The following is a 23,528-nucleotide window of genomic DNA, read 5'->3' on the forward strand; positions in this document are numbered from 1 at the left end:
GTGCCGACCCATCGTTTTTAGACGCTGTCGATCCCCTGTAGGGTATGACCATCGAGGAAAGCGATCTTCCCGGCGTTGGGAAGAAACATGTCGTCGACATCGGCGACGAGGAACTGATCATCGTCACACACAACACCGGCAAACGAGAGGTGTTTCGGCGATCCGATCCGGAGGCGGACTCCGAGAAGCTCTATGAGCTCTCCGATGAGCTCGCCCGCACCGTCGGCACGATCCTCGAAGGGGCGTACTTCCAGCCCATCGAGGCCGAAAAGCAGGAGACGACGCTGCCCGGCGGGCTGTTGTTGGAGTGGTATGAGGTGCCGCCCGGCTCGCCGCTTGCGGCGACGACGATCCGTGCTGCCGACATCGGTGCGACAACCGGTGCCACCGTGGTCGCTATCGAGCGTGACGGCGACACCGTCGAAAGCCCCGGCCCGGAGACAACGCTGCAGGAGGGCGACACCCTCGTTGTAACCGGCACCGACGAGCAGTGTACCGCCTTTGAGTCGCTCCTGGCTGGCGACAGATGAGTGTGTTCGGGGCACAGCCGGTGCTGCCTTCGATCGACGCGGTGACACCATTGCCGACGCTGACGGTGCCGCCCACGCGACAAACCGGGGTGAAAACGGGTGGCTAGCCTGCTTGCGGTCGGGATCATGTTCGCGGCTCTCGCCGCTGTCGGCTGGCTGGCCGACCGGCTCGGCCAGTCGGTCATCCCCTTCTACATCGTCGTCGGGATGGGTGCCAGCGAGTACGTGTTCGGCCGGCTCCCCTTCGCGGGCGGCGACATCTACATCGCCGAAACCGAGTTCATCGAGGTCGGCGCGGAGCTCGGGATCGTCTTTCTGCTCTTTTTCCTCGGCCTCGAATTCAACCTTGACCGGCTGCTCGCCCGGCGGCGACAGATCAGTACTGCGGGGACAATCGACGCTCTGGTCAACTTTCCGGTCGGGTTCGCGCTCGGCTGGCTGGTGTTTGGATCGATTCTGCCGGCCGTGTTGGTCGCCGGCATCGTCTACATCTCCTCGTCGGCAATCATCACGAAATCGCTGTTGGATCTGGGCTGGATCGCCAACGATGAGGCCGAGCCGATCCTCGGGACGTTGGTCTATGAGGATCTGTTGATCGCGGTGTATCTCGCGGTGACGACCGCGGTCGTCCTCGGCGGCAGCGACGTGGGCGAAGCGGCGACCGCGGTCGCTGTCGGTCTCGGCTTTATCGCTCTGCTGTTCGTCGCCGTCCAGTTCGGAACGCCGCTGTTCGCGCGGTTACTCGACGCCGACACCCACGAGTTCGTCGTGTTGCGCACGGTCGGGTTGACGGTCGCCGTCGCCGGGGTTGCCCTCTCGCTGGGCGTCAGCGAGGCGGTCGCGGCCTTCTTCGTCGGGATGGGTGTCTCCTCGACCGGCCACGTCACCCAGATCGAGGAGCTGCTCGAACCGATCCGGGATACCTTCGCGGCCGTCTTCTTCTTCTGGATCGGGCTTGTAACTGACCCGCTCGCGGTTGCCGGCGTCGCAGGCGTGATCGCGGCGGCGGTCGTCGTCACCACGCCCACGAAACTCCTCAGCGGCTTTCTCGGCGGCCGCGCCTTCGACCTCAACGTGCGGCGATCGACGCGAACCGCGCTGGCGATGACGACCCGCGGGGAGTTCTCATTGATTATCGCGACGCTGGCCGTCTCGGGTGCCGCAAACGGAACGATCCCGCAGCCGGTCGCCGACCGGATCAGCGCGTTTGCTGTCGGCTACGTGTTGGTGATGGCGGTTGTCGGGACGACGCTGATGGGGTATTCGGCTCCCTTCGAGCGGCTCGCTGCTCGGCTGGTCGGTTCGGGGTCAGCAGGCGAGTGATCGATCGCTCGGCGCTCAGGGCTCCTCCGAGCGGGGCGACTCGTCGGATACCGTGTCGGTCGCGGCACCATCGTGATCGTCACCGGTCGTGAGCGGCTCCGTACACCAGGTACAGAAATCGAGGTCAGCGTCGGTTGTTTTACCGCAGTGCGGACAGGAGATGCCACCCTCGTCGCCCGGAACCGCATCGCTGGTCGGTGTCAACTCCTCGGACTGCTGGCCGTCGAGATACGCCAACAGCGTCGCATCGAAGACGCTGACAGCCGTGATCACAAAGAGCGTTAGCCGTACCTCCATCGGGATCGCACCGAAATCGAAGGGATCGAGCGTTGTTGGCTCGGGGACGTAGTAGCTGATCAGCATAATCCCCGCACCGAGTGTCACCGTCAGCCACAGCAGCGAGCGTTTCCACCGACGGAGATACGCGTGGCCGACCCCCGGCACCCCGATCATCGCACCGCCGAGAGCGACGAGGGCGGTCACCACAACCCGTCGTCGTGCGCTGTCCATATCTCACCTTCGCCCATCGGCGTGTTAAACATCCGTGTTCGCCGTCGGTGTCGTCAGCCCGTCGACCAACTCACGGAGCATCGCCAGCGGATACTGCCCCGGCGCGGTTGCGTCGGCGGCTGCAACCGGCGCGTAGCCGATCGTTGAGCCGTACACCGGCGCGACCGCCCGGGTGTGTTGGCCGGCCGCGCCCATCCCCATCGTGGCGACACGGCGGCCGGCCGCCGTCGCCCGATGCGTTGCGGTCAGCAGATCGAGGGCGTCGCCGCGGTCGTGGGCCGTCGTGGCAAGTTTGGCGATATCGCCAGCCTCACCACCGAGCCGCAGCCGTTCGGTGAGCTCGGCGACCGGCGGCGTCGCCTCGAAGTCGTGGATCGAGGCGATCACCGTCACCCCTGCCTCGCGGGCACTGGCGCGCACGTCTCGGGCGGTGTCGGTGTCGGCGGCGGCTGCACGGCCCGTGAGCGCGTTGAGTTCGAGGTCGACAGCGGCGACGGCATCGTCTTCGAGGGCCGTCGCAAGCGTCGCAAGGCGACCTGCCTCGTCGGTCGCCTCGCCGCCCTCCCACGCTGCGCGGTTGGTGGCGATGATCGGCAGTTCGCCGTCGTAGCCTGCTAGCTGCGCAAGCGGGTCGGCGGCGAGATCCAGCCGGAACTCGACAGCATCGGCGTGTTCGCGGGCCGCCGGTTCGTCGGCGAGGCTATCGGTCGAGGCGGCGAGGACGAACGCATCAAAGCTGAGCTCGAAGCCGGACATATCTCGGAATTCACCGCAGATGACAAAACCGTACCGCCGTCAGTCGTCGGTCAGCAACGACTCGCCGGTCATCTCCGTCGGCGTCGGGAGTTCCATCAGCTCCAGTAGCGTCGGTGCGAGATCACACAGCGCGCCGCCTGACCGCATCCCTCGTCCGCCGTCGTCGCCCTCCGGGGAGATGTAGATCACGGGAACAGGGTTGAACGTGTGGGCGGTGTGGGGATCCTCTTCGGTGCCCATATCGTCGGCGTTGCCGTGGTCGGCGGTGACGATGAGGTGGCCGCCGGCGGCCTCGATGGCGTCGACGAGCTGGCCGAGCTGTTCGTCGACGGCTTCGACGGCGGTGATCGCCGCCTCGTAGTCGCCGGTGTGGCCGACCATATCCGGGTTGGCGAAGTTGACAACGAGCAGCTCGGGGTCGTCGGCCTCGATGATATCGATGGCGGTGTCGGTCACTTTCTCGGCGTGCATCTCCGGCTGGAGGTCGTACGTTGCCACCGCCGGGCTTTTGATGATCTCCCGTCGCTCGCCGTCGAACTCGATCTCTCGGCCCCCGTTGAGGAAGTAGGTGACGTGTGGATACTTTTCTGACTCTGCAAGCCGCAGCTGGTCGAGGCCGGCGTCGGCGACGACCTCGCCGAGGGTGTTTGCGGGCTGTTCCGGCGGGTAGGCGACATCGAGGTCGAACGTCTTGTCGTACTGGGTCATCGTCACCAGCTTGGTATCTGGCGGACTGGTCTCGATACCCCATTCGGGCTCGATGTCTGCGAGCATCCGCACCAGTTGGCGGGCGCGGTCGGCCCGGAAGTTGACAAAGATGACCGCATCGCCATCGGAGAGTGCGGGCTGGTCGGCCACCAGCGTCGGCTCGATGAACTCGTCGGTGTCGCCACGGGCGTAGCTGTCCTCGACAGCGTCGACCGCCGTGTCGGCTGTGTGGTCGGCCTCGCGGTTGACAATCGCGTCGTACGCGCGATTCGTCCGCTCCCAGTTTTCGTCGCGATCCATCGCGTAGTAGCGGCCGGAAACGGTGGCAACGTCGCCGGTGCCGTGGTCGGCGGCCGTCTCGGTGATCGTTTCGAGATGGCCCGCGCCGGATTTCGGGGCCGTATCCCGGCCATCGGTAAAGGCGTGGGTGACTGCCTCGACACCGCGGTCGGCGGCGAGTTCGATGAGGGCTTGGAAGTGGCTGATATCCGAGTGGACGCCGCCATCGCTGACCAAGCCCATCAGGTGTACCGCGCCGTCGTGGTCGTCGGCGTCGCTGATCGCGTCGTTGAGCGCGTCATTGTCCCGAAAGCTGCCGTCCTCGATCGAGTCGACGATCCGGGTGTAAGACTGTTTGACGACCCGCCCCGCCCCGATGTTGAGATGGCCAACCTCGCTGTTGCCCATCTGGCCCTCCGGCAGGCCGACGCGTCGGCTGTGGGTGGTGAGCGTGTTGAACGCGCCCGTCTCGCGCAGACGGTCGAAGGTTGGTGTTGCCGCCGCGGCCACCGCATCACGGCCGTCGTGATCGCCAAGCCCCCAGCCGTCAAGCACGATGAGTGCACCTCGCATATGTCGGCCCTCGCCCGCCGGGGTAATGACGTTTCCCTTTGGATCGATCTCGTGGTCGGCTGACAGTCACCGTTGTGCCGGTGGCTTTTTTGCGTCCGGGGTCGTCACCACGGGTAACAGCCGCTGCTCGGGGGAGCACACCTGGACATGAGTGGGAGTCACACCGACCGTTCGTCACAGCGTGCGGTCATCGATATCATCAATATTTTGAGCGTTGCGGTTCTGCTCGTTGTGACCTCCTCGACAGCCGCGGTTGTCGGTGCCGCGGTGTTCAGCGGCGAGTTCGACGACCGTGGGCTCCAGCAGCCCGACGAGGAGGATGATGACCCGACCAGAGATGTCGCCGTCGACACCGAGTCGACCGGGGTTGGAACGACGATCACCTGGACAAACCCCGGTGATGCGGCGTACGTCGAGATCCGTGATACCGAGGGGAACCTCATCGAGACGATCCAGGTCTCCGGCGGCGAGGCGACCGTCGATCGGGACAGCTTCGAGGTGTATGCGATCTATGAGGATGGCAGCGAGACGCTGATCGAACAGCGGGGAACGGGCTGAGCCCGCGGCTTAGCTGTCGGTGAGCCCGCTGTCTGCGAACGTCGCCATCTCGGTGTGGGTTCGGCAGGCTGCCCGATAGCTACTGATCGCCAGCCCCGCACCCGTGCCCTCTCCGAGGCACATCTCGTAGTCGAGACAGGGCGCAACGTCGAGGGCGTCCAGTTGGATCGCATGGCCCGGCTCTGTCGAGACGTGTGAGCCACATAGATACCCCCTCACGCGCTCGTCGATCCCGGCAGCCACCAGCGCGGCCGCACCCGTGACCACGCCGTCGAGGACGACCGGGATCCGTCGGCTAGCGGCTTCGAGTGTCACCCCGACGAGGCCGCCGATCTCGAAGCCGCCAACACACCGAAGTACGTCGATCGGGCTGTCGGGATCGGGATCGGTGACCGCGAGTGCCTGTTCGATCGTTTCGATCTTTTGCTGTCTGGCTGCCTCGTCGATCCCGGTACCGTGGCCGGTGACCTCGGCGACCGCGCTGTCGGTCAGGGCCGCGGTGATCGCCGCGCTGGCGGTCGTGTTGCCGATGCCGAGATCGCCGAGGCCGACGATCCCCGCCTCGGCGGCCTGATCGGCGACGAGCGCTCGCCCGGCGGCGATCGACTCGCGTGCCTGTTGGCGTGTCATCGCGGGCTCGACCGCCATGTTCGCGGTGCCGTCGGCGATGTGGTAGTCGATGACACTCGCCGGCACGTCGCCGGCGACACCCATGTCGACGACGTGGGTGGTGATCTCGGTGGCCCCAGCCAGCGCGTTGATCGCGGCATCGCCGTTGTCGACGGCCTCGACCATCGCGGCGGTCACCGACGCCGGGTAGGCGCTGACGCCCTCGCTGGTGACGCCGTGGTCGGCCGCCAGCGTGAGAAGCACCGCCGGGTCGACGCTCGGGGTCGGTGTCGCCTGCATGGCGGCGATCTCGACGGCCATCGATTCGAGCCGACCGAGGCTGCCGGGCGGTTTGAGTAGCTGGGTCTGTCGCTCTTGGGCCGCCTCGTGGGCCGTCTCGTCCAGCGGTGGGATCGACACCGCGATCGGGGTGTCGTCCCCAGCCGGTGTCGACGCGTCAGTCATCAAACTCCGGCAGATCGTCGGGCGCCTCGTACTCGGATTCCCAGTCGATGTACTCGTCGTACAACACCTCACACACCTGCTGGCCGAGCTCGGTCAGCCCGGCGTTGATCGCCGAGACAGTCGCCCAGCTGTCGAGATCGGGGTGGAGGTCTCGCTGTTTCCAATCCTCGGGGATGCCGGGGGCGTGGTAGCCGACACGATCGGCAAACCCATCCCAGAAGAAATCGAAATGCTGGAGCATCTCGATGTCGACAACGATCCCGAACCCTGCGTCGTCGAGATCGGTGTCGGCGGCCCACAGCTCGAAGGCTTCGGCCCACGCGCCCTCCCGCAGAAACGTCTCGATCTCCTCGCGCCTATAGTCGGTGTCGCCGACGACCTCGGCGTCCTCGTACTCGTTTGGATCGACCGATTCAAGCGTCGGCGGCTCCGGTGGCTCGGCGGTGACTGGCATACCCACGCTATACCGACGCGACGAATAAGTGTGGTCGTCGGCCCCGCGCCGGTGATCGGACTGTTTTTGCCGGCGGCGACACCTCCCGGTGTATGGAACAGACGCGACGCGCGCTGTTGGCGTCGGTTGCGACGGGCGCGGCCGCGGTGGCCGGCTGTGCGGCCCCCGAATCGGTCGACAGCAGTGCCGACGAGAGCCCCTACACGCGAGTGTACAACGAGGTCCTCCCTTCTGTTGTCGTTGTCCACGTTGCCGAAAACGATCGCAAAGTCGGACAGGGATCGGGATTTGCGATCGACCCGCGGACGATCGTCACCAACCACCATGTCGTCGATCCGGGCTCAGAGGTTACGGTTCGGCTGGCTGATGGCCAGTGGGCCGACGCCAGCGTTGTCGGCTCGGATCGACACAGCGATCTCGCGGTGCTCGAAGTCGACTCCTCGGTGTCGGTCTCGGAGACGCTGTCGTTTGTCACCGAGCCGACGCCGGTCGGCGCGGAGGTCGTCGCCATCGGCGCGCCCTTTGGGCTCAGCGAGTCGCTGTCGCGGGGGATCGTCAGCGCGCGCGGTCGCTCCGTCCAGGGGCTCAGCCGGTTTTCGATCCCGGCGGCGATCCAGACTGACACTGAGGTCAACAGCGGCTCCAGCGGCGGCCCGCTGGTCGATCTCGCGGGCGACGTTGCTGGCGTCGTCTTCGCCTCTCAGGGCGGCAACGTCGGCTTTGCGGTCTCGGCGGAGCTGGCAACGCGAGTTATCCCCGAACTCCGCTCGACCGGGAGCTACGACCACTCCTATCTCGGTGTGACGATTCTCACGGTCGAACCGCAGATCGCCGACGCCAACGGCCTCGATCGCCCGCGTGGCGTGTTGGTCGTCGAAACAACTGATGGCGGCCCAAGCGACGGGATCTTACAGCCGAGTATCACCGGCAGCGACGACGCTGACGCCGATGCCGACGACGGTGACACCGGGGAGCCGCCGGCAAACGACACCGAGCCGGAACCGCCGAACGGCTCAACCCCAGAGCCGCCATCGCCGGACGAGCCGGAGCCTGAGCAGCCGCAATCCGGCGCGGCAGCGATCCCGACCGGCGGCGACGTGATCTTAGCGATCGGCGGCAGCGAGATCAACAACACCGACGAGTTGAGCCGGGTACTTGCCTTGGAGACCCGCCCCGGTCAGACAGTTCCGATTCGGGTACTGCGAGACGGCGAGGAGGTCGTCGTCGACGTGACGCTCGGAACGCTGCCGGACGCGTAGCTACTCGTCTGGGTCGTCCGAAAAGAGATCGTCCGGCACCAACTCGTCGTCACCGCCGCGGGAGTCGGGCTCTTCAACCTCGATCTCGTCGGGATCACGGCCGGCGGCATCGAGGATCTCATCGGAGACGCTGATCGGACACTCGCTGCGGACGGCGATAGCGATGGCGTCGCTCGGCCGGGCATCGAACGCAAAGGTTTCCGGCTGGCCGTCGACGTACCGCTCGGCGTCGATCTTGGCGTAGAAGGTGCCGTCGGCCAGCTCATCGATCCGGACGCCGTCGATCGCGCCGCCGAACTCGGTGACCATCTCGACCAGCAGATCGTGGGTCAGCGGTCGCTCGAAGGGCTCGCCCGACAGCGAGTGTCTGATCGACTGTGCCTGATCGCTGGTGATGAAGATCGGGAGGTACTCCTCGCGTGCGGTGAGGATGACGGCGGGAACGTTGGTTCCGTCGGGACCGACGCCCATTCCGATCCCCTCGACCGCTGCATCGTGTGACATACCTGCTCTTCGGGTGGGACGTATGAATAGCTGTTCCCGGTGTGGGGTCGTGTTCAGGTAGGCTGGTGAAACTGGAACCATCTCGAAAGCCCCGACGCGCTGGTTTCGGTGGGCTCTCACGGCTCCCTTCGGTCGCCGTTCGAGCGACCGTGGTCTCCCTACGGTCGACCACGCGCTCGCTGCGCGCTTCGGGCCTGCGCCCCTGCAGTGCTTGCGTCGCCCCCCTTCCGCCAGCGCGTCGCCCCTTTCAGCCCCGCCCGACCGAAGCTGCCTGACCCGTCGACGCGGGTGGGATTGAAAGGGGCCGGCGTCTCGCCGAACCCGGACGACGCAAGCACCACAGCGAACGTAGTGAGCGAGGAGCGCAGCGAGTCCCGGGAGTCGAGACGCCGGGGGCTTTCGAAGTGTTCGCAATCCAACCGCACTAATCTGAACAGTACCGTGTGGCCGACTCATGGTTGGTCACCAAGCGGTCGCCCAAACGCTGACTCCGACACTGGTAAACCCGCCGGTGGACAAACGCGGCCAATGAGTACCCCCGCGGATCGACCGACCCAAACCGAGCCAGCCGACGGCGAGGGGTCGGTATCGGTCATCGGGACCGCCCACGTCTCCCAGGCAAGCGTCGAGGAGGTCGAAACCGCGATCGCTGACGAGCAGCCGGATATCGTTGCCGTCGAACTCGATGACGGGCGGTATCGCCAACTGAAGGGCCACGAGCCCGACGATCTCGACGCCAGCGATCTGCTGCAGGGCAACACCGTCTTCCAGTTTCTCGCCTACTGGATGCTGTCGTACGTCCAAACACGGCTTGGCGAGCAGTTCGACATCGACCCCGGCGCGGATATGCTGGCCGCCGTCGAAACCGCCGAGGAACACGGGATCGATGTCGCCCTCGTCGACCGCGACATCCAGGAGACGATCCAGCGGTTCTGGGCGCGGATGACGATCACCGAAAAGCTGCGGATGGTCGGCGGCCTCGCCTTCGGGGTCACCGACAGCCGCGTTGTCGGCGTGATGGTCGGCCTCATCGTCGGCCTGGTCGCCGGCCCCGCTCTCGCCCTCTTTGGCGGCGCGGTCGGCATCACCGAGGCGGTCTATCTCCGGGCTGCCGCAAGCGGCCTGCTCGGCCTTGCTGCCGCCCTCTTCATCGACCAACTCGCGGGGCTCGCGCTTGGCGGCGACCGTCGCCTCATCGCCTCGCTTGGCGGCGGCTGGGCGGTTGCCTCCGTCGTTGCTGCCTCCGGGGTTGCCGACGCCGCTGTCGGCTCGTTGCTCGGTGGGTTTGCGGTCACGATCATCGGCAGTCTCACGCTTGGGCTTGTCGGCGGCCTCGCGCTCGGCCTGGTCGCTGCTGTGGTGATCGGGCTGTTGGGCCCGAGTGGCCCAGCCCCGGAGGGTGGCATCGACGAGATGGAGATCGAGGAGCTGACCGACGCCGACGTGGTGACGGTGATGATGGAGGAGTTCCGGCAGTTCAGCCCCGGCGGCGCGGAAGCGCTGATCGACGAGCGCGACGCCTACATCGGCCACCAGCTTGTCGGGCTTCGAGAGAACGGCTACGACGTGCTGGCGGTTGTCGGTGCGGGCCACCGTGCGGGGATCGAGGGTTATCTTGACGATCCGGCCTCGTTGCCACCGATGAACACGCTGGTTGGCGAGGAGACCGGTCGCGGCATCCCGTGGGGGAAGATCATCGGGATCGTGCTTTCGGTCGCGTTTGTGAGTTTCTTCGTGCTGTTGGCGATGGCCGGTGTGCAAAACGCCTTCCTGCTGCGCGTGTTCGGCGCGTGGTTCCTGATCAACGCCGTCTTTGCCGCCGGCTTTGCCAAGCTGGCTGGCGCGCGGTGGTCGTCGGCCGGCGTCGGCGGTGCGGTCGCGTGGATGACCTCGATCAACCCCGCCCTCGCGCCCGGCTGGTTCGCCGGCTACGTCGAGCTTCGACATCTCACGGTCAACGTCGGCGACATCGGGACGCTCAACGATCTGCTCTCCGATGAGACGAAACCGATCGGTGAGATCCTCGGCGAGATGTTCGATGTCCCGCTGTTCAAGCTGATCATGGTCGTCGCCCTGACAAACGTCGGGAGCATCGTCGCCAGCGCGCTGTTCGTGAGCTACATCCTGCCCCTCCTTGGCACCGAACTCGGCGGTGTCGACGGGATCTCACAGCTCATGCTCGATGGCGCGCGCAATAGCGCGGAGCTGATCTGGAGGACGATCACATGAGCACCGCCTACCGGATCGGCGACTACGAGTTCAGCAGCCGTGAGGTGCGTGACCTGCTGGTCGCTTGGGCCGCCCTGGGGCTGGCCTTCACGATCTTTTTTGCCGGCGGCGGGCCGAACCTGCTGGCGATGGTCGGCCTCCCGCTGGTGGTGTTGCTTGGGGTGAGCCTGTTGACCGCCGGTGTCGCCTTCCTGCTGCACGAACTCGCACACAAGGTTGTTGCCGTCAACTACGGCCAGATCGCAGAGTTTCGCGCCGACTACAACATGCTCTTTTTAGCTGTGATGAGCGCGTTGCTCGGGTTCATCTTCGCCGCACCCGGCGCGGTACACCACCGCGGTTACCTGAACGCAAAGGAACACGGCCACATCGCCATCGCCGGCCCGGTGATGAACCTCGTGTTGGCGGCGGTCTTCCTCCCGGTATACCTGGGCGGTGTCGGGCTGAACCTTGGGCTGCTTGTCTTGCTCGGCCAACTCGGGATCATCGTCAACCTGTTTCTGGCGGCGTTCAATCTCGTCCCGTTCGGCCCGCTCGACGGGAAGACCGTCATCGCGTGGAGCAAACCGGCTTGGGGCGGGACGTTTCTGTTGAGTGCTGCCTTGACCTACATTGCGTGGACGACGCTCGATATCAGTATCATCTAAGCGACTCGCCGAATCATCGCGCTTTTGTGTTCGCTGCCCGCGCTGTGAGGTATGACTGACGACGCGGACGACGAACTCACCTACGCCGATGCGGGCGTCGATATCGAAGCCAGCGAGTCGGCGACGGCCGCGCTGATCGACGCGGTCGGCGACAGCGAGGGCGATTACGCCGGCTTACTCGACATCGGCGACCGATATCTCGCCTTAGCGACTGACGGCGTCGGCACGAAACTCCTCGTCGCCGAAGCCCTCGGCGACTACTCGACGGTCGGGGTTGACTGCATCGCGATGAACGTCAACGACCTCGTCGCCGCCGGCGTCCGGCCGGTCGCCTTTGTCGACTATCTCGCTATCGACGAACCCGACGACGATTTTGCAGAACAGATCGGCGAGGGGCTGGCCGCCGGAGCCAAGCAGGCTGACATTGAACTTGTCGGTGGCGAAACCGCCGTGATGCCGGAAGTTGTGAAAGGCCTCGATCTCGCGGGTGCCTGCGTCGGCCTCGCTGACAAGGATGGCCTCTTCGACGGCGCGGCCGAGCTGGGCGATACGCTCGTCGGCTGGAAATCCTCGGGAATTCACTCCAACGGACTGACGCTGGCGCGGACGGCGACGACCCGCGACCACGAGTACACCGATCCCTGTCCGTTCGACGGCTACGACACTATCGGCGAGGCCCTGCTGGAGCCGACCCGAATCTATACTGACTTGTTGACACCGATGCGCGCCCACGGCGTTCGCGGCGCGGCCCACATCACCGGCGGCGGCTGGGGGAACCTCCAGCGGCTCGGCGACCACCGCTACGTTGTCGACGACCCCTTCGACGCCCAGCCGGTCTTTGACTTTGTTCAAGAGCAGGGCAACGTCTCCGATGCCGAGATGCACACGACGTTCAACATGGGCACCGGCTTCGTCGCTGCCGTCGGCGACGACGCGGCCGCCGCTGATCTCGCAGCCGCGACTGACGGCCGAGTGATCGGCCATGTCGAAACAAGCGGCGACCACGATGCCGGGGCTGGCGTCTCGATTCGCGGCCTCGACCTCTAGAACTCGACCGACAGCGTGTTACTCAGGGGCTGACACACCTGCTGCTCACGGACTGGAGACACACGTCACAAAACGGGGGTGGTTACACATGGAGTCCCGCAAGCGTGACGTGTGTTCCTTCAAGATAGACACCCCAGCGGCTAAATCATTTGCGCTGCGGCAGCAGCACCCGCGAGCAGTGGGGTTAATAGCGTGTCACCCCTGTTTGATGAGGGTTACACATGGAGATCCGCACCGGACTCTCGTACGGAGACGCACTGCTTGTTCCACAGCGATCGGCTGTGGATAGTCGAAGCGACATCGACCTCACCGCACAGTTGACGCCGTCGCTCTCGCTTGACACGCCCATCGTCAGCGCGGCGATGGACACCGTCACCGAAGCCGAGACCGCGGCCGCACTGGCCGACCTCGGCGGGCTGGGCGTCATCCACCGCTTCCTCTCGATTGAGGAGCAAGCGGCGGAAGTCAGCACGGTCGCCGAGCAGGGCGGCCCCGTCGCCGCGGCGGTCGGCATCGACGAGGACTATCTCGACCGCACCGAGGCGATTTTGAACGCTGGCGGCGACGCGGTCGTTCTCGATGTCGCCCACGGCCACATGGAGCGCGCACTCGACGCCGTCGCCGAGATTCGCGCCGAGTACGACCCCGAGTTGATCGCGGGCAACGTCGTCACGCCGCAAGCCGTCGAAGACCTCTATGACGCGGGCGCGGACTGCGTGAAAGTCGGCGTCGGGCCGGGGTCGCACTGTACGACGCGGGAGGTCGCCGGCGCGGGCTACCCACAGCTCTCGGCGGTCGATGAATGCGCTGACCGCGCCGACGAACTCGGGATCACGGTCATGGCCGACGGCGGGATTCAGAACTCCGGCGACGCCGCCAAGGCACTGATGGCCGGCGCGGAGACCGTGATGATGGGCGGCTTTTTCGCCGGCACCGACGAGGCACCGGGCCGCGTCGTCACGCGCAACGGCGAGCGGTTCAAACGCTCCCGCGGGATGGCCTCGACGGCCGCCAACGACGACCGCGAGGACAAGGATATCGACGTCGACTCCGGCGAGGGCGTCGAGGCGTTGACGCCGTACAAAGGCCCGCTCGCGCCGTTGACTGAGGAGTTCATCGCCGGGATTCGTTCAGGGCTGAGCTACTGCGGCGGGCAGACGATCTCCGAGGCCCGCGAGAACGCGGTGTTCGTGAAAGTCTCCGACGGCGCGAAGGAACGCGAGAGTGCTCACGGCGTGCTCGTGGAGTCCGGCATGGAGCAGTCGGGGCTTGAGCAGGTCGTTGAATCGGACTAAGATACCGGGTAGTCTTGTGGGTTAGCTATCGTCGCGCCACGACCCCCACACCTCGCGGTAGTTTCCGAGTTTGCGGTACTCGTATTTTCGCTCGAACACATCGATAGCGTACAGCGTTTCGTCGTCTTTGTCCCAGTCGACCAGCACCCGGAAGTCGCCGACACGGAGCTTGTAGCCCGGATGATTCTTCAACGAGTCGAGGAAGTGATCGGGAAAATCAGCGATCTCACCGAGTTTTCTGATGACGCGCTGGGCGTCTTCTTTTTCTAGATCCTCAAGGGTTTCATCGAGCGTCTCAGCGTAGACGATATCGTGAGCCACCTGTCGGCCCTCTCAATCGTCTACGTCGTACTTCTCTTTCATCTCCTCGTGGGTCATCGTTCGACCGGCCGCCACGTCGGCATACCCCTGCGCTATCCCCTCTTTTGCGCCGGGCGTCAGGATCGGCTCGGTCGTATCGCGCAGCACCTCGCGCACGAACTCCGAGCGATTCGTGTAGTTCAGTTCGCCGGCCAGCTCGTCGATCTCCGCAAGCAGCGGCTCCGGAACTTTGACGTTGAGCTTCACCATCTCGCTGTCTTCGGGCGTCTCCGTGCTCATATATCGTGGTACACGGGTGGTACTATTAGGTGTGTCGCCAGTACGAGTGACGATGAAAGCCTCCGATGATGCAAATAAACGCGAGAGTGCCCACAACGTACTTGTGGTGTCCGGGCTGACTTAGCAGGGACTGGAACAGATCGTCGAGTCGGACTGAACTTACCCAAACATACAAATCCATACAAGAGATACATTCGGATATGCCTGTGGAGTTCGACGAGTACAAACAAACCCGGGAGACAGTCGACACGCTCGCTATCGATCCGGGCTCGAACGCACACAAGATCCTCTCATTTCTCGCTCAGCACCCCAATCTCGGGTTCAAACCAGCGGAAATCGCTGAGGAGGTCGACATCCCACGTGGTAGTCTCAATCCGACACTGTCTCGATTAGCTGATCAAGGCTTAGTCGAACACGAGCAACCGTACTGGTCTGTCACTGATGACGACCGCCTCGCTGCTATCGGGGCTTCTATGTACAGCATGGCTGCCTTCGAGGAACAACATGCGGACGACGAATTCGAAGGGTGGGCTGACAGCGACGTTGATCCGCGAGAGCATCGATGACCGACGCGCCGTTTCAGCGCGGTGATGTCGTCTGGCATCCTGCGCCGTTCAAATCAAAGCCAGCCGAGCGACCGTTTTTGATCCTCAGTGGGCCGTCACATCCGTTTCACGGTAGCGAGTACGCTGTGGTCGGCTTGACCCGCACGGAACGATCCGGAGCGATTGCACTTGACCGAGCAGCGTGGGAAATGGGCGATCCGGGTGAGGAAAGCTATGCCTCGCCGTGGTATCTATTCACGCTCAAACACGACAACATCATCCGACCGAAGGGATCGCTCACATCGGCAGCGACTCAGAAAGTTGCGGCCGCGACTGCCTCAATAATCGGTGTCGAACCGTAGCACGCGTTGTCTTCGCTTGCGGCCGAGCAGATGGTCGTATCCGATTAGGGAAGAACACAAGCGTTGTTACCGCGCCCCCTGAACACCCGCTATGCGAATTGCGAGCCGCGGGCAGGGCGAGGCCGGCCGCGAGCGGCTGACGCTCACGCCCGAAACCGTCGACGACCTCTGGCATCTCTCCTACGTCCTCGAACCGGGCGACCTCGTCTCCGGCGACACCACTAGGCGCATCCAACGCGACGACGACCAGATGCGCGACACCGGCGGCCAGCGCGAACACCTCTCGGTGACTATCGAGGTCTCGGACGTGGAGTTCGCCCGCTTCGCCAACCGCCTGCGTGTCGGCGGCGAGATCACCGACTGTTCCCGCGAGGATCAGCTCGGCCACCACCACACGCTCAACGTCGAAGCCCACGACGAACTGACGATTGAAAAGCAGTTCAAACCCGACCAGATCGAGCGCATCGAGGAGGCCGAAGAGGCCGCCGACAGCCCCGATGTCGCCATCGCCACTGTCGAGGAGGGCGAGGCCTACATCCACCTCGTCAAGGAGTATGGAGTCGACGAGTACGCCTCCTTCACCAAACCCACCGGCAAGGGTGAGTACTCCCGCCCACGCGACGAACTGTTCGCCGAACTCGGCGACGCCCTGAGCCATCTCGACACCGACGCGATCATCCTCGCCGGCCCCGGCTTCACGAAGCAGGACGCTCGCGACTACATCGAGGAGGAGTACCGCAACCTCGCCGACCTGATCACCGTCGTCGACACCTCCAGCGCGGGCGGCCGCGGCGTCCACGAAGTCCTCAAGCGCGGCGCGGTCGAGGAAGTACAGGACGAAACGCGTATCGCCCGCGAGGCCGAGACTATCGACGAACTGATGGAACGGATCGCCGACGGCGCGAAGGCGGCCTACGGGATCGACGAAGTCCAGAAGGCCGCCGAGTTCGGCGCGGTCGAAGAACTGCTGATCCTCGATAATCGCCTGCGGGACGAACGACAGGGCGACGGCGACTGGGAGCTCGATATCAACGACGTGATAGAATCGGTCGAACAGCAGGGCGGCGAGATCACCGTCTTCTCGTCGGATTTTCATCCCGGCCAACAGCTCGATAGCTTTGGTGGCATTGCCGCCCTACTCCGGTATCGACTGCAGTAACGACCCTGCTCCCTGATTCCACCGAACTATTTTCCAGTCAACGCATCGCTGGCCGGCGCGAACTCGATCGTCGAGCCGAGGCCCTGCTCGCGGGCGCGCTCGTAGAGCATGCCCGCTGCGGCGACTGTCTCGATGGCGGTGCCGCCGCTGTCGAAGACGGTGATCTCGTCGTCGCTCGTCCGGCCCGAAGCGTTGCCGGCGACGACATCACCGAGTTCGGCGTGGACGTGTGATTCGTCGACGACGCCTGCTTCGACTGCGTAGATGAACGAGCCGGCGTCCTGCATGACGCGCTCGCGGAGATCCGGGACGTAGGTACTCCGTTCGATGGTCGTCGTATCGAGTTCCCGTTTCTTTGGGTGGTACTGGCCCATCGCGGTGACGTGCGTCCCAGGGGCCAACTCGTCGCCATCGAAGACGGGTTCGCTGGCGGTCGTCGCGGTGATGACGATATCCGCGTCGGCGACGGCGGCCGCGCTCGACTCGACGGCGGTCACGTCGACGCCGAGCGTGTCGGTCATTTCATCGGCGAATGCCTCGCGGTTGGCCTCTGTGGGCGAGTACACGTCGACCGCAGCGAGATCTCGCACTGTCGCCGTCGCGCGGAGTTGCCCACGCGCTTGCGCGCCGGAGCCGATCAGCCCGACCGTTTCAGCATCTTCGCGGGCCAGGGCGTCGACGCCGACCGCGCCGGCCGCGCCGGTTTTGAACGGGTTCATGCTCGCGCCGTCCAGCAGGGCCAGTGGCTCGCCGCTGTCGGCGTCGAACAACGGCGTCATGAACCACGCGTCGCCCGCGCCGAAGCCCGCGCTGTAGGTGTAGCCGCCCATGTAGCCGTCCTCGGGGAGGATCGCGCTGTAGCTCGTCAACATTCCTGGCGGCTCGTCGCCGAACAGCGCGGTCCGGGGCTCGGTCGGCGCGCCGTCGCCGCGCTGGCGGTAGCCGTCGGCGACGCGTGTGACGTAGTCGGCCAGCGTCGCCAGCCCGTCGATCTCGTCGCTGGTGAGAAACAGGGTATCGGTCATACTGCCGCGTCGGCACCACACGCTGAAAAACCGTCGCCACGAACGATTGGCGCGCTATTCAGCCTTGACTCGCTGGGTCGGCTCGGTCGACTCCGCCGTCGGCTGGGTCGGGATGCTGACGAACAGCGCGTGGCCGATGACGAGCGCGGCAACGCCGGCCCCGACCGGGAGGGCGGCGGTGAAAGCAAGGCCGGCAACCGAGAGGATGCCCGTCAGCCCGACCAGCAGCAGCGGAATCACGCCGAGCACGTAGTCGTAGTACTGTGCCATGGGTTACATCATACTATGGCAAAACAACACATAAATTTTTCCCGTGGTTCCATGGTGGGTTCTTAGTGGCCATTAGAAACATATTCATAACTTATGCAAAAGTGGTGACCGACAGCTCGCTGTTCCGCCGACGGTCTGCGGCTCGAAAATCGCGTGTTGAGCCATCACAGCGTTTTTGATGGGGTCGCCGAAACGGGAACCAACGAATGATTTGCCCTCCAGCAACCCGGCTACCCGAGTCGAATTACGCACGAACCGCCATGCGGCGATCTCGCAGCCGCCGATGACCGACGAGCCAGCGATTTCCGCGACCGACCTCACCAAGCGGTTCGACGCAGAGCCGGTCGTCGACGGGATCGATCTCGCCGTCGAGAGCGGCGCGGTGTACGGCTTTCTCGGCCCAAACGGCGCGGGCAAGACGACCACGATGCGAATGTTGACGACGCTGACGACGCCCACCAGCGGCGACGCCGCGATCCTGGGGATCCCAGTTTCCGACCGCGACGGCGTCCGCAGCCGCGTCGGCTACCTCCCCGAGGAACCACCGGTATTCGACGAACTCACCGGCCGCGAACAGCTCCAGTATTTCGCCCGGCTCCGCGACCTCCCGCCGGAACCGACAGCCGACCGGATCGAGACGTGGCTTGATCGCTTCGATCTCACCGACGACGCCGACCGCCGGCTCGACGACTACTCGAAAGGGATGCGCCAGAAGATCGGCCTGATTCAGACCCTGCTGCATGAACCCGCGGTCGTCTTCCTCGATGAGCCGACCAGCGGGCTCGACCCCCGCGCTGCCCGCACCGTCATCGACGCCATCGACGACCTCACTGACAACGGCCAGACAGTCTTTCTCTCGACGCATATCCTCTCGGTCGTCGAGGAACTCGCCGACACCGTGGGCGTGCTCTACGAGGGCGAACTCGTCGCCGAGGGCGCGCCCGATGAGCTGACGACGGCCGCCGAAGCCGGCGACGATTCGACGCTGGAGGATGTGTTCCTTTCGGTGACGACCGAGTCGTCGACAGCAGCGACGGCCGTCGCCGACAGCAACGACAGCGAGGCCGCTGGCGAGACCGACGCGGCGGCGACGGAGCGATAGATGTCGGTCTCGTGGGCCCGAACCCGGACGGTCGGTCGCACCGAACTCCGCCGCCGCTGGCGGACGCTGCGGGACAATCCAAGCCAACTGATCGGCATCGTGTTGATGATGCTGTTTCTCCTCCCCGCGGTGGGTGTGCTCGTCGGCGGTGCGTACTTCGCTGGGGGCGCGCTCACCGGCGACGTGTCGACGCCGATCTATCTCGCCAGGCGGGTCGCTGTCGGGATCTGGGTTGCCGCCGCCGTCTTCGGTGGCATCCGCGGCTACACATCGCTGCTCGATCCCGACAACCGCGATGGGCTGTTGACGACGATCTCACACGGCCAGCTGTTTGCAGGGGTGCTCGCCGCCGAGGCAACGGTGCTTGGGCTCCCGACAGTCCTCGTTCTCGCGCTGGCCGCCGTCGCCTTCGCTGTCGGCGTCGGCTCGGTGGCTGCCGCGCCGGTCGTCTTTGTGACGGCCACGCTGCTGGCGGCGACCGGCTTCCTGACCGGGATCGGCGTCGCCCTCCTCATCAAGAACGGTGGCGTTCGCTCGCGGCTGCTCTACCGCCTCCGGACGATGGCCTTCGTCGCTGGCTTTCTGGCATACTTCGCCGTGCTGTTCTCGAATTCGACGAGCGACGTGCTCGCGCCGCTGCTCGACGTTGTCGCGCCGACACCGATCGGCTGGGTTGGTGAGGCACCCCTCCTTGTTGCCGGTGTTGAGGCCTCGCTCGTCCGCGCTACCGCCGGCCTGATCGTCGTCGCCGTCGGTCTCGCCGTCAGCGCGCCCGTGTTGACACGGCTGGCGGGCTGGCTCTGGTACGCTGACGGGCTCGAAACGACCAAATCGACGGCGACGCCGACCGACGCGACCGGCGGTCGGTTCCTCAGTTGGCTCCCTCAGCCGATCGCCGGCGTCGTCGCTGTCGACTGGACACGGGCCCGCCGGTCGCCGATCTCGCTGTCGTATGTGATCTACCCGGCGTTCGTGTTGGTGACGCCGATCATGGAAACCGTCCAGACCGGTAGCGTCGCCGGCTCCTTTCCCATATTGGTGGCGTTCTGTGGCGCGTGGGTCACCGGCGCGCTGTTCACGCTCAACGTCGTCGGCAATGAAGGGGCTGTCCTACCGGCGACGGTGTTGAGCCCCAGCCCTGCTCGCGCACTTGTCGGCGGTCACATCGCCGCGGGCGCGCTTGTCGGCCTCCCCGCGACGGCTCTGGCGGTCGCCGTCCTCGGGGTTTTGGGCCCGCAGTCGCTCACGACGGTCGCCACACTGACCGTCGGGACGGTCGTCGCCGGGGGTTGTGCCGGCCCGATAGCGACCGGGATCGGCGCGGCGTTCCCGCGACACGAGGCCGTCAGCGTCTCCCGGAGCCGGAAGGCAATTATTCCAAGTACGGTCGCCTTTGTGATCTACTCGCTGATCGTTTCCATCGTCGCCCTCCCACTGTTGCTCACGCATACCGGTTTCATCGCCCACTTCGTTGCCGACACTCTCGGTATCTCGGCAGTCGCTTTCGGCGGCGGTGGGATCGCCATCACGGCGGTGCTCGGCGTCGCTTTCGGGCTGTTTTCGTTCCTTTATGCGCGCCGGACGGTCGAGGGGTATCGGATGGAGTAGAAACGGTCGGGGGTTCTCACCCGACGAGTTTGAAAAAGAGCCAGCGGAACCCGGCGATCAGCCCGCCGGTGAGCAGGAGCGTGATCGCCATGAAGATCGGGGCGAGTCCGCCGGGGAAGATCGCCATCGCCCGCAGGCCGAAGCCGATCAACGCGGCGACCACCCATGCCCGAAGCCCGAGTGGGATCGCCGCCTTCGCTGACTCGCCCGCGCCCGCGGAGTAGGCACCGATGGCCACTGCGGCGACAAGCCAGCCGATTACGAACGGCGCGTAGACGCCGACTGCGTGGCCGATATCAATCGCACCACGGTCGAACATCGAGCCGTGCTGTACCATGCCAAATGTCAATACACTGAGGATCGCCAGCAGATCCCCGACAGCCAGCGGGAGGCCGGCCGTATCGACGCGGTCGTTGAGCATACCCCATCCTTCGACTGGGGGGTAAAACCTTCAGCGATTCGCCCCAACGGCTCAGCGGTTCGTTCCGACCACGGTGTACTCGAAGCCCGCATCGAGTACGTCGACCGCAAATCCGGTGTCGGCGAGGAGGTCGGCGAGATCAGCCGGCGTGTAAAACGTCGATTTCATGCGGATTGCGTGTTCGGCGCGAACCAGTAGCCAGCCAAGCGGATGGCTCGGATCGAACTCCCGAATGATGAGGACGCCACCGGGACGAATCACGCGATTGGCTTCGGCGACGACCGCCGCCTGCTGTGGCATGTGGTGGAACGCGTCGACGATGATCGCCGCGTCGACCGCGTCGTCGCCGACCGGCAGTCGCCCCGCGTCACCCTGCATCGCACCCAGCGGGCCGGGTGGATCGGTCGGCTTTCCCGGCCCGCTCGCTGTTCGGGTTCGCGCACGCGCCAGCATGGGGCGGGACACGTCGACGACAGTTCGCTCGCCCGCGTCGACGGCGATGGTCGCCCGGCCTGTGCCGCCGCCGAGATCGAGCACGCGGTCGATGTCGCCGTCGGCCCGCGAGAGGGCTGCCGCCAGCGACCTTCGGTCGGCTGCTGGCATCACCCGGTCGTAGATACGGGCAAACCGGTCGAAAAAGCGAACATCGCCGATGCCGTGCATACGTCGTTCTCGACGGCCGTCGGCAAAAGCACTCTTGTCGGTGCCGCCGTTATCCCGCTGTATGGAGTTCGCGCTGCTGGGCTGGGCCGAAGCTGATCCCACCTTGCGGCTCGATTACCGCCGGTTCAGCTACGCCGGGAAGTTCGTTACCGGCGGGACTGGCGTGGCGGTGATCCGCGGCGACGCTGTAGGGAGCGCGACTGCGACCGGCGACAGCAGCACCGACGCCGAAAGCGACGACGCGGACTCGCTGGCGTCGCTGCCTGATGGCGTTGAGGCAAGTGATTTCGCCGACGATGTTCTTGCGGCGATCACGTTCAGCCCGGATCGAACCGACCCCTCGACGCTGAAAATTCGGTATCTGACGGTGCGGGACGACTGCCGCGGCGACGGCAGTCAACTCGGCCCGCAGCTGGTCGCGTTTCTAACATCGAAGGCAGCCGCGGCCGGCTACGACCGGATCGCCATCGCCGTCAACAACGCCTTCTCGTATCACGCGCTCTACAAGGCGGGGTTCACCTACACGGATCGGGAGACCGGGCTGGCCGAACTCGTGCTTGATCGCCCAATCGGTGAGCCAGCCGTCGCGTCGCAATCGGACTACCAGCGCGGCCTTGACGTGTTTCGGGAGCGCGAGGGGTTGTCAACGGCAGAAACCGAGTTTCTCGCGGAGCATGGTGACGTTGCGCCACCAGGACTGTTGTCGGCCGTCGATGATCGGTAGCTGAGTTTTACGCATCGACTCGGGAGTTTCAAGCCGACGGCATCCATTCGCTTGGTATGGGAAATTCGGATCTTCGCTCGCTGGCGGCCCTCTCGGAGTGTCCCTTCGCCGACATCGAGGGCAGCACCGTCGCCGTCGACGCCCACAACTGGCTGTACCGGTATCTGACGACGACCGTCAAATGGACTGACGACGCGATCTACACCACCGACGACGGCACCGAGGTCGCCAACCTGATCGGCGTCGTCCAGGGCCTTCCAAAATTCTTCGAGCACGATCTGACGCCGATCTTCGTCTTCGATGGCGGCGTTACCGAGTTGAAAGACGACGAAGTGGAAAAACGCCGCGAGCAACGCGAGCAGGCCGAAGAACGATTGGCGGAGGCCGAAGCCGCTGGCGACGCGCTGGAAGCCGCGCGGCTGTCAGCCCGGACGGTGCGGCTCACCGAAACGATTCAGGAGACGACCCGCGATCTCCTCGCCCTGCTCGATGTTCCCTACATCGACGCACCCGCCGAGGGCGAGGCCCAAGCGGCCTACATGAACAAGATCGGCGACGCCGATTTCGTCGGCAGCGAGGATTACGACACGCTGCTGTTCGGCGCGCCCAGTACCCTCCGGGAGTTGACGAGCAAGGGCCATCCCGAACTGATGGAACTCCAGCCGACCCTCGACGAGCACGACATCACCTACGAACAGTTGGTCGACGTGGCGATGCTCTGTGGCACTGATTTCAACGAGGGAATCAGCGGAATCGGGCCGAAAACCGGCGTGAAACTGATCACGGAACACGGCGATCTCTTCGGCGTCCTGGAGGCCCGCGGCGAGCACATCGAGTTCGCCGACCGAATCAGGGAGTTGTTCTTCGATCCGCCGGTCACCGACGACTACGAGATAGACAGCGACATCGACCCGGATCTCGACGCCGCCCGTGCCTACGTTACTGGAGAATGGGAAGTTGATGCCGACGAAGTCGAACGCGGCTTCGAGCGCATCGAGTCAGCCGTCGTCCAGACTGGCCTCGACCGCTGGAGCTAAATTATTATTTTCGTGTGCGGCTATGATACTGTTTAGAGTGGTTCGATTAGATTGTGACTATCTCGAAAGCCCCCGGCGTCTCGGCTCCCGGGACTCGCTGCGCTCCTCGTTCGCTTCGCTCACTGCGGTGCTTACGTCGTCCGGGTTCGCCGAGACGCCGGCCCCTTTCAGTCCCACCCGTGTCGGCTGGTCAGGCAGCCGTGGTCGGGCGGGACTGAAAGGGGCGACGCGCTGGAGGAAGGCGGGCGTTCACGAGAGCAAGCTCT

At 65.0% G+C, this 23,528-nt stretch carries 27 protein-coding genes; 15 read left to right on the forward strand and 12 right to left on the reverse strand.

Annotation, left to right across the window (positions count from 1 at the left end):
- Positions 1-44 precede the first annotated feature (44 nt).
- The gene (locus HKK80_RS12510) at positions 45-530 is read left to right on the forward strand and encodes a cation:proton antiporter regulatory subunit (RefSeq protein ID WP_411799931.1); all 486 of its coding nucleotides are present in this window, start codon (positions 45-47) and stop codon (positions 528-530) included.
- A 126-nt stretch (positions 531-656) separates the two neighbouring features.
- The gene (locus HKK80_RS12515; RefSeq protein ID WP_411799963.1) at positions 657-1,853 is read left to right on the forward strand and encodes a cation:proton antiporter; all 1,197 of its coding nucleotides are present in this window, start codon (positions 657-659) and stop codon (positions 1,851-1,853) included.
- A gap of 15 nt (positions 1,854-1,868) precedes the next feature.
- On the opposite strand, the gene HKK80_RS12520 is transcribed toward HKK80_RS12515, so the two are convergent.
- From HKK80_RS12520 to gpmI, 3 genes are read right to left on the reverse strand one after another with little or no spacing between them, the layout of a single operon-like run.
- A complete protein-coding gene (locus HKK80_RS12520; protein ID WP_411799932.1) occupies positions 1,869-2,363 on the reverse strand; it encodes a hypothetical protein in 495 nt (164 codons plus the stop codon).
- Between the two features lie 24 nt (positions 2,364-2,387).
- Complete coding sequence (locus HKK80_RS12525) at positions 2,388-3,119, reverse strand: type I 3-dehydroquinate dehydratase (RefSeq protein WP_411799933.1); 732 nt, start codon at positions 3,117-3,119, stop codon at positions 2,388-2,390.
- Between the two features lie 39 nt (positions 3,120-3,158).
- On the reverse strand, positions 3,159-4,679 hold the full coding sequence (gene gpmI / locus HKK80_RS12530) for a 2,3-bisphosphoglycerate-independent phosphoglycerate mutase (RefSeq protein ID WP_411799934.1): 1,521 nt from the start codon (positions 4,677-4,679) through the stop codon (positions 3,159-3,161).
- Positions 4,680-4,826: 147 nt separating this feature from the next.
- Between gpmI and HKK80_RS12535 the strand changes: the two genes are divergently transcribed.
- Complete coding sequence (locus HKK80_RS12535; RefSeq protein WP_411799935.1) at positions 4,827-5,237, forward strand: hypothetical protein; 411 nt, start codon at positions 4,827-4,829, stop codon at positions 5,235-5,237.
- A gap of 9 nt (positions 5,238-5,246) precedes the next feature.
- Here the strand turns inward: HKK80_RS12535 and cobT are convergent, their stop codons facing one another.
- Together cobT and HKK80_RS12545 are read right to left on the reverse strand one after the other, a co-directional pair.
- On the reverse strand, positions 5,247-6,311 hold the full coding sequence (gene cobT / locus HKK80_RS12540) for a nicotinate-nucleotide--dimethylbenzimidazole phosphoribosyltransferase (protein ID WP_411799936.1): 1,065 nt from the start codon (positions 6,309-6,311) through the stop codon (positions 5,247-5,249).
- Positions 6,304-6,765 (reverse strand): hypothetical protein, encoded by a 462-nt coding sequence (locus tag HKK80_RS12545; protein WP_411799937.1) that lies wholly within the window; start codon positions 6,763-6,765, stop codon positions 6,304-6,306. The genes cobT and HKK80_RS12545 overlap by 8 nt, the downstream gene beginning before the upstream one ends.
- 92 nt (positions 6,766-6,857) lie before the next feature.
- Between HKK80_RS12545 and HKK80_RS12550 the strand changes: the two genes are divergently transcribed.
- A complete protein-coding gene (locus tag HKK80_RS12550) occupies positions 6,858-8,024 on the forward strand; it encodes a S1C family serine protease (RefSeq protein WP_411799938.1) in 1,167 nt (388 codons plus the stop codon).
- Here the strand turns inward: HKK80_RS12550 and HKK80_RS12555 are convergent, their stop codons facing one another.
- A complete protein-coding gene (locus tag HKK80_RS12555) occupies positions 8,025-8,528 on the reverse strand; it encodes a bifunctional nuclease family protein (RefSeq protein ID WP_411799939.1) in 504 nt (167 codons plus the stop codon).
- A 528-nt stretch (positions 8,529-9,056) separates the two neighbouring features.
- On the opposite strand from HKK80_RS12555, the gene HKK80_RS12560 reads away from it, so the two are divergent.
- From HKK80_RS12560 to HKK80_RS12575, 4 genes are all read left to right on the forward strand, one after another.
- Positions 9,057-10,757 (forward strand): TraB/GumN family protein, encoded by a 1,701-nt coding sequence (locus HKK80_RS12560; RefSeq protein ID WP_411799940.1) that lies wholly within the window; start codon positions 9,057-9,059, stop codon positions 10,755-10,757.
- The gene (locus HKK80_RS12565; RefSeq protein ID WP_411799941.1) at positions 10,754-11,404 is read left to right on the forward strand and encodes a metalloprotease; all 651 of its coding nucleotides are present in this window, start codon (positions 10,754-10,756) and stop codon (positions 11,402-11,404) included. The genes HKK80_RS12560 and HKK80_RS12565 overlap by 4 nt, the downstream gene beginning before the upstream one ends.
- A gap of 51 nt (positions 11,405-11,455) precedes the next feature.
- The gene (purM, locus tag HKK80_RS12570; protein WP_411799942.1) at positions 11,456-12,451 is read left to right on the forward strand and encodes a phosphoribosylformylglycinamidine cyclo-ligase; all 996 of its coding nucleotides are present in this window, start codon (positions 11,456-11,458) and stop codon (positions 12,449-12,451) included.
- 221 nt (positions 12,452-12,672) lie between these two features.
- Complete coding sequence (locus HKK80_RS12575; RefSeq protein WP_411799943.1) at positions 12,673-13,746, forward strand: guanosine monophosphate reductase; 1,074 nt, start codon at positions 12,673-12,675, stop codon at positions 13,744-13,746.
- A 21-nt stretch (positions 13,747-13,767) separates the two neighbouring features.
- Here HKK80_RS12575 and HKK80_RS12580 read toward each other — a convergent pair whose 3' ends face one another.
- Together HKK80_RS12580 and HKK80_RS12585 are read right to left on the reverse strand one after the other, a co-directional pair.
- Positions 13,768-14,067, reverse strand: coding sequence for a type II toxin-antitoxin system RelE family toxin (locus tag HKK80_RS12580; RefSeq protein WP_411799944.1), 300 nt, complete (start codon positions 14,065-14,067; stop codon positions 13,768-13,770).
- 12 nt (positions 14,068-14,079) lie between these two features.
- Positions 14,080-14,346, reverse strand: a complete 267-nt coding sequence (locus HKK80_RS12585; RefSeq protein WP_411799945.1) for a ribbon-helix-helix domain-containing protein — start codon at positions 14,344-14,346, stop codon at positions 14,080-14,082.
- A 200-nt stretch (positions 14,347-14,546) separates the two neighbouring features.
- On the opposite strand from HKK80_RS12585, the gene HKK80_RS12590 reads away from it, so the two are divergent.
- The 3 genes from HKK80_RS12590 to HKK80_RS12600 all read left to right on the forward strand — a co-directional run bounded on the left by HKK80_RS12590 (position 14,547) and on the right by HKK80_RS12600 (position 16,412).
- Positions 14,547-14,912: a winged helix-turn-helix domain-containing protein gene (locus HKK80_RS12590; RefSeq protein WP_411799946.1), complete on the forward strand. Its 366-nt coding sequence runs from the start codon at positions 14,547-14,549 to the stop codon at positions 14,910-14,912.
- A complete protein-coding gene (locus HKK80_RS12595) occupies positions 14,909-15,253 on the forward strand; it encodes a hypothetical protein (RefSeq protein ID WP_411799947.1) in 345 nt (114 codons plus the stop codon). The genes HKK80_RS12590 and HKK80_RS12595 overlap by 4 nt, the downstream gene beginning before the upstream one ends.
- A gap of 91 nt (positions 15,254-15,344) precedes the next feature.
- On the forward strand, positions 15,345-16,412 hold the full coding sequence (locus HKK80_RS12600) for an mRNA surveillance protein pelota (protein ID WP_411799948.1): 1,068 nt from the start codon (positions 15,345-15,347) through the stop codon (positions 16,410-16,412).
- Between the two features lie 26 nt (positions 16,413-16,438).
- Here HKK80_RS12600 and HKK80_RS12605 read toward each other — a convergent pair whose 3' ends face one another.
- Together HKK80_RS12605 and HKK80_RS12610 are read right to left on the reverse strand one after the other, a co-directional pair.
- A complete protein-coding gene (locus HKK80_RS12605) occupies positions 16,439-17,437 on the reverse strand; it encodes an ornithine cyclodeaminase family protein (protein WP_411799949.1) in 999 nt (332 codons plus the stop codon).
- Between the two features lie 54 nt (positions 17,438-17,491).
- Positions 17,492-17,707: a hypothetical protein gene (locus HKK80_RS12610; RefSeq protein ID WP_411799950.1), complete on the reverse strand. Its 216-nt coding sequence runs from the start codon at positions 17,705-17,707 to the stop codon at positions 17,492-17,494.
- A 283-nt stretch (positions 17,708-17,990) separates the two neighbouring features.
- On the opposite strand from HKK80_RS12610, the gene HKK80_RS12615 reads away from it, so the two are divergent.
- Both HKK80_RS12615 and HKK80_RS12620 read left to right on the forward strand, forming a co-directional pair.
- Positions 17,991-18,809: an ABC transporter ATP-binding protein gene (locus HKK80_RS12615; RefSeq protein ID WP_411799951.1), complete on the forward strand. Its 819-nt coding sequence runs from the start codon at positions 17,991-17,993 to the stop codon at positions 18,807-18,809.
- Positions 18,810-20,417 (forward strand): hypothetical protein, encoded by a 1,608-nt coding sequence (locus HKK80_RS12620; protein WP_411799952.1) that lies wholly within the window; start codon positions 18,810-18,812, stop codon positions 20,415-20,417.
- 16 nt (positions 20,418-20,433) lie between these two features.
- Here the strand turns inward: HKK80_RS12620 and HKK80_RS12625 are convergent, their stop codons facing one another.
- The gene (locus HKK80_RS12625) at positions 20,434-20,838 is read right to left on the reverse strand and encodes a DUF3054 domain-containing protein (RefSeq protein ID WP_411799953.1); all 405 of its coding nucleotides are present in this window, start codon (positions 20,836-20,838) and stop codon (positions 20,434-20,436) included.
- Positions 20,839-20,889: 51 nt separating this feature from the next.
- A complete protein-coding gene (locus HKK80_RS12630) occupies positions 20,890-21,501 on the reverse strand; it encodes a class I SAM-dependent methyltransferase (protein WP_411799954.1) in 612 nt (203 codons plus the stop codon).
- A 61-nt stretch (positions 21,502-21,562) separates the two neighbouring features.
- On the opposite strand from HKK80_RS12630, the gene HKK80_RS12635 reads away from it, so the two are divergent.
- Positions 21,563-22,225: a GNAT family N-acetyltransferase gene (locus HKK80_RS12635; RefSeq protein ID WP_411799955.1), complete on the forward strand. Its 663-nt coding sequence runs from the start codon at positions 21,563-21,565 to the stop codon at positions 22,223-22,225.
- 56 nt (positions 22,226-22,281) lie between these two features.
- Positions 22,282-23,262, forward strand: coding sequence for a flap endonuclease-1 (fen, locus tag HKK80_RS12640; RefSeq protein WP_411799956.1), 981 nt, complete (start codon positions 22,282-22,284; stop codon positions 23,260-23,262).
- The last annotated feature ends 266 nt before the right edge of the window (positions 23,263-23,528 follow it).

Source organism: Halonotius sp. F2-221B (assembly GCF_046719765.1).
In the GTDB taxonomy this organism is placed as follows: domain Archaea; phylum Halobacteriota; class Halobacteria; order Halobacteriales; family Haloferacaceae; genus Halonotius.

What these genes read in the sequence shown, in the direction of transcription:
- gpmI (WP_411799934.1), bottom strand. Translation starts at nt 4,679, where the DNA reads ATGCGAGGTGCACTCATCGTGCTTGACGGCTGGGGGCTTGGCGATCAC.
- HKK80_RS12595 (WP_411799947.1), top strand. Translation starts at nt 14,909, where the DNA reads ATGACCGACGCGCCGTTTCAGCGCGGTGATGTCGTCTGGCATCCTGCG.
- cobT (WP_411799936.1), bottom strand. Translation starts at nt 6,311, where the DNA reads ATGACTGACGCGTCGACACCGGCTGGGGACGACACCCCGATCGCGGTG.
- HKK80_RS12590 (WP_411799946.1), top strand. Translation starts at nt 14,547, where the DNA reads ATGCCTGTGGAGTTCGACGAGTACAAACAAACCCGGGAGACAGTCGAC.
- HKK80_RS12575 (WP_411799943.1), top strand. Translation starts at nt 12,673, where the DNA reads ATGGAGATCCGCACCGGACTCTCGTACGGAGACGCACTGCTTGTTCCA.
- HKK80_RS12605 (WP_411799949.1), bottom strand. Translation starts at nt 17,437, where the DNA reads ATGACCGATACCCTGTTTCTCACCAGCGACGAGATCGACGGGCTGGCG.
- HKK80_RS12520 (WP_411799932.1), bottom strand. Translation starts at nt 2,363, where the DNA reads ATGGACAGCGCACGACGACGGGTTGTGGTGACCGCCCTCGTCGCTCTC.
- purM (WP_411799942.1), top strand. Translation starts at nt 11,456, where the DNA reads ATGACTGACGACGCGGACGACGAACTCACCTACGCCGATGCGGGCGTC.
- HKK80_RS12515 (WP_411799963.1), top strand. Translation starts at nt 657, where the DNA reads ATGTTCGCGGCTCTCGCCGCTGTCGGCTGGCTGGCCGACCGGCTCGGC.
- HKK80_RS12535 (WP_411799935.1), top strand. Translation starts at nt 4,827, where the DNA reads ATGAGTGGGAGTCACACCGACCGTTCGTCACAGCGTGCGGTCATCGAT.
- HKK80_RS12620 (WP_411799952.1), top strand. Translation starts at nt 18,810, where the DNA reads ATGTCGGTCTCGTGGGCCCGAACCCGGACGGTCGGTCGCACCGAACTC.
- HKK80_RS12600 (WP_411799948.1), top strand. Translation starts at nt 15,345, where the DNA reads ATGCGAATTGCGAGCCGCGGGCAGGGCGAGGCCGGCCGCGAGCGGCTG.
- HKK80_RS12635 (WP_411799955.1), top strand. Translation starts at nt 21,563, where the DNA reads ATGGAGTTCGCGCTGCTGGGCTGGGCCGAAGCTGATCCCACCTTGCGG.
- HKK80_RS12585 (WP_411799945.1), bottom strand. Translation starts at nt 14,346, where the DNA reads ATGAGCACGGAGACGCCCGAAGACAGCGAGATGGTGAAGCTCAACGTC.
- HKK80_RS12625 (WP_411799953.1), bottom strand. Translation starts at nt 20,838, where the DNA reads ATGCTCAACGACCGCGTCGATACGGCCGGCCTCCCGCTGGCTGTCGGG.
- HKK80_RS12560 (WP_411799940.1), top strand. Translation starts at nt 9,057, where the DNA reads ATGAGTACCCCCGCGGATCGACCGACCCAAACCGAGCCAGCCGACGGC.
- HKK80_RS12615 (WP_411799951.1), top strand. Translation starts at nt 17,991, where the DNA reads ATGACCGACGAGCCAGCGATTTCCGCGACCGACCTCACCAAGCGGTTC.
- HKK80_RS12510 (WP_411799931.1), top strand. Translation starts at nt 45, where the DNA reads ATGACCATCGAGGAAAGCGATCTTCCCGGCGTTGGGAAGAAACATGTC.
- HKK80_RS12550 (WP_411799938.1), top strand. Translation starts at nt 6,858, where the DNA reads ATGGAACAGACGCGACGCGCGCTGTTGGCGTCGGTTGCGACGGGCGCG.
- HKK80_RS12525 (WP_411799933.1), bottom strand. Translation starts at nt 3,119, where the DNA reads ATGTCCGGCTTCGAGCTCAGCTTTGATGCGTTCGTCCTCGCCGCCTCG.
- HKK80_RS12610 (WP_411799950.1), bottom strand. Translation starts at nt 17,707, where the DNA reads ATGGCACAGTACTACGACTACGTGCTCGGCGTGATTCCGCTGCTGCTG.
- fen (WP_411799956.1), top strand. Translation starts at nt 22,282, where the DNA reads ATGGGAAATTCGGATCTTCGCTCGCTGGCGGCCCTCTCGGAGTGTCCC.
- HKK80_RS12545 (WP_411799937.1), bottom strand. Translation starts at nt 6,765, where the DNA reads ATGCCAGTCACCGCCGAGCCACCGGAGCCGCCGACGCTTGAATCGGTC.
- HKK80_RS12555 (WP_411799939.1), bottom strand. Translation starts at nt 8,528, where the DNA reads ATGTCACACGATGCAGCGGTCGAGGGGATCGGAATGGGCGTCGGTCCC.
- HKK80_RS12565 (WP_411799941.1), top strand. Translation starts at nt 10,754, where the DNA reads ATGAGCACCGCCTACCGGATCGGCGACTACGAGTTCAGCAGCCGTGAG.
- HKK80_RS12630 (WP_411799954.1), bottom strand. Translation starts at nt 21,501, where the DNA reads ATGCACGGCATCGGCGATGTTCGCTTTTTCGACCGGTTTGCCCGTATC.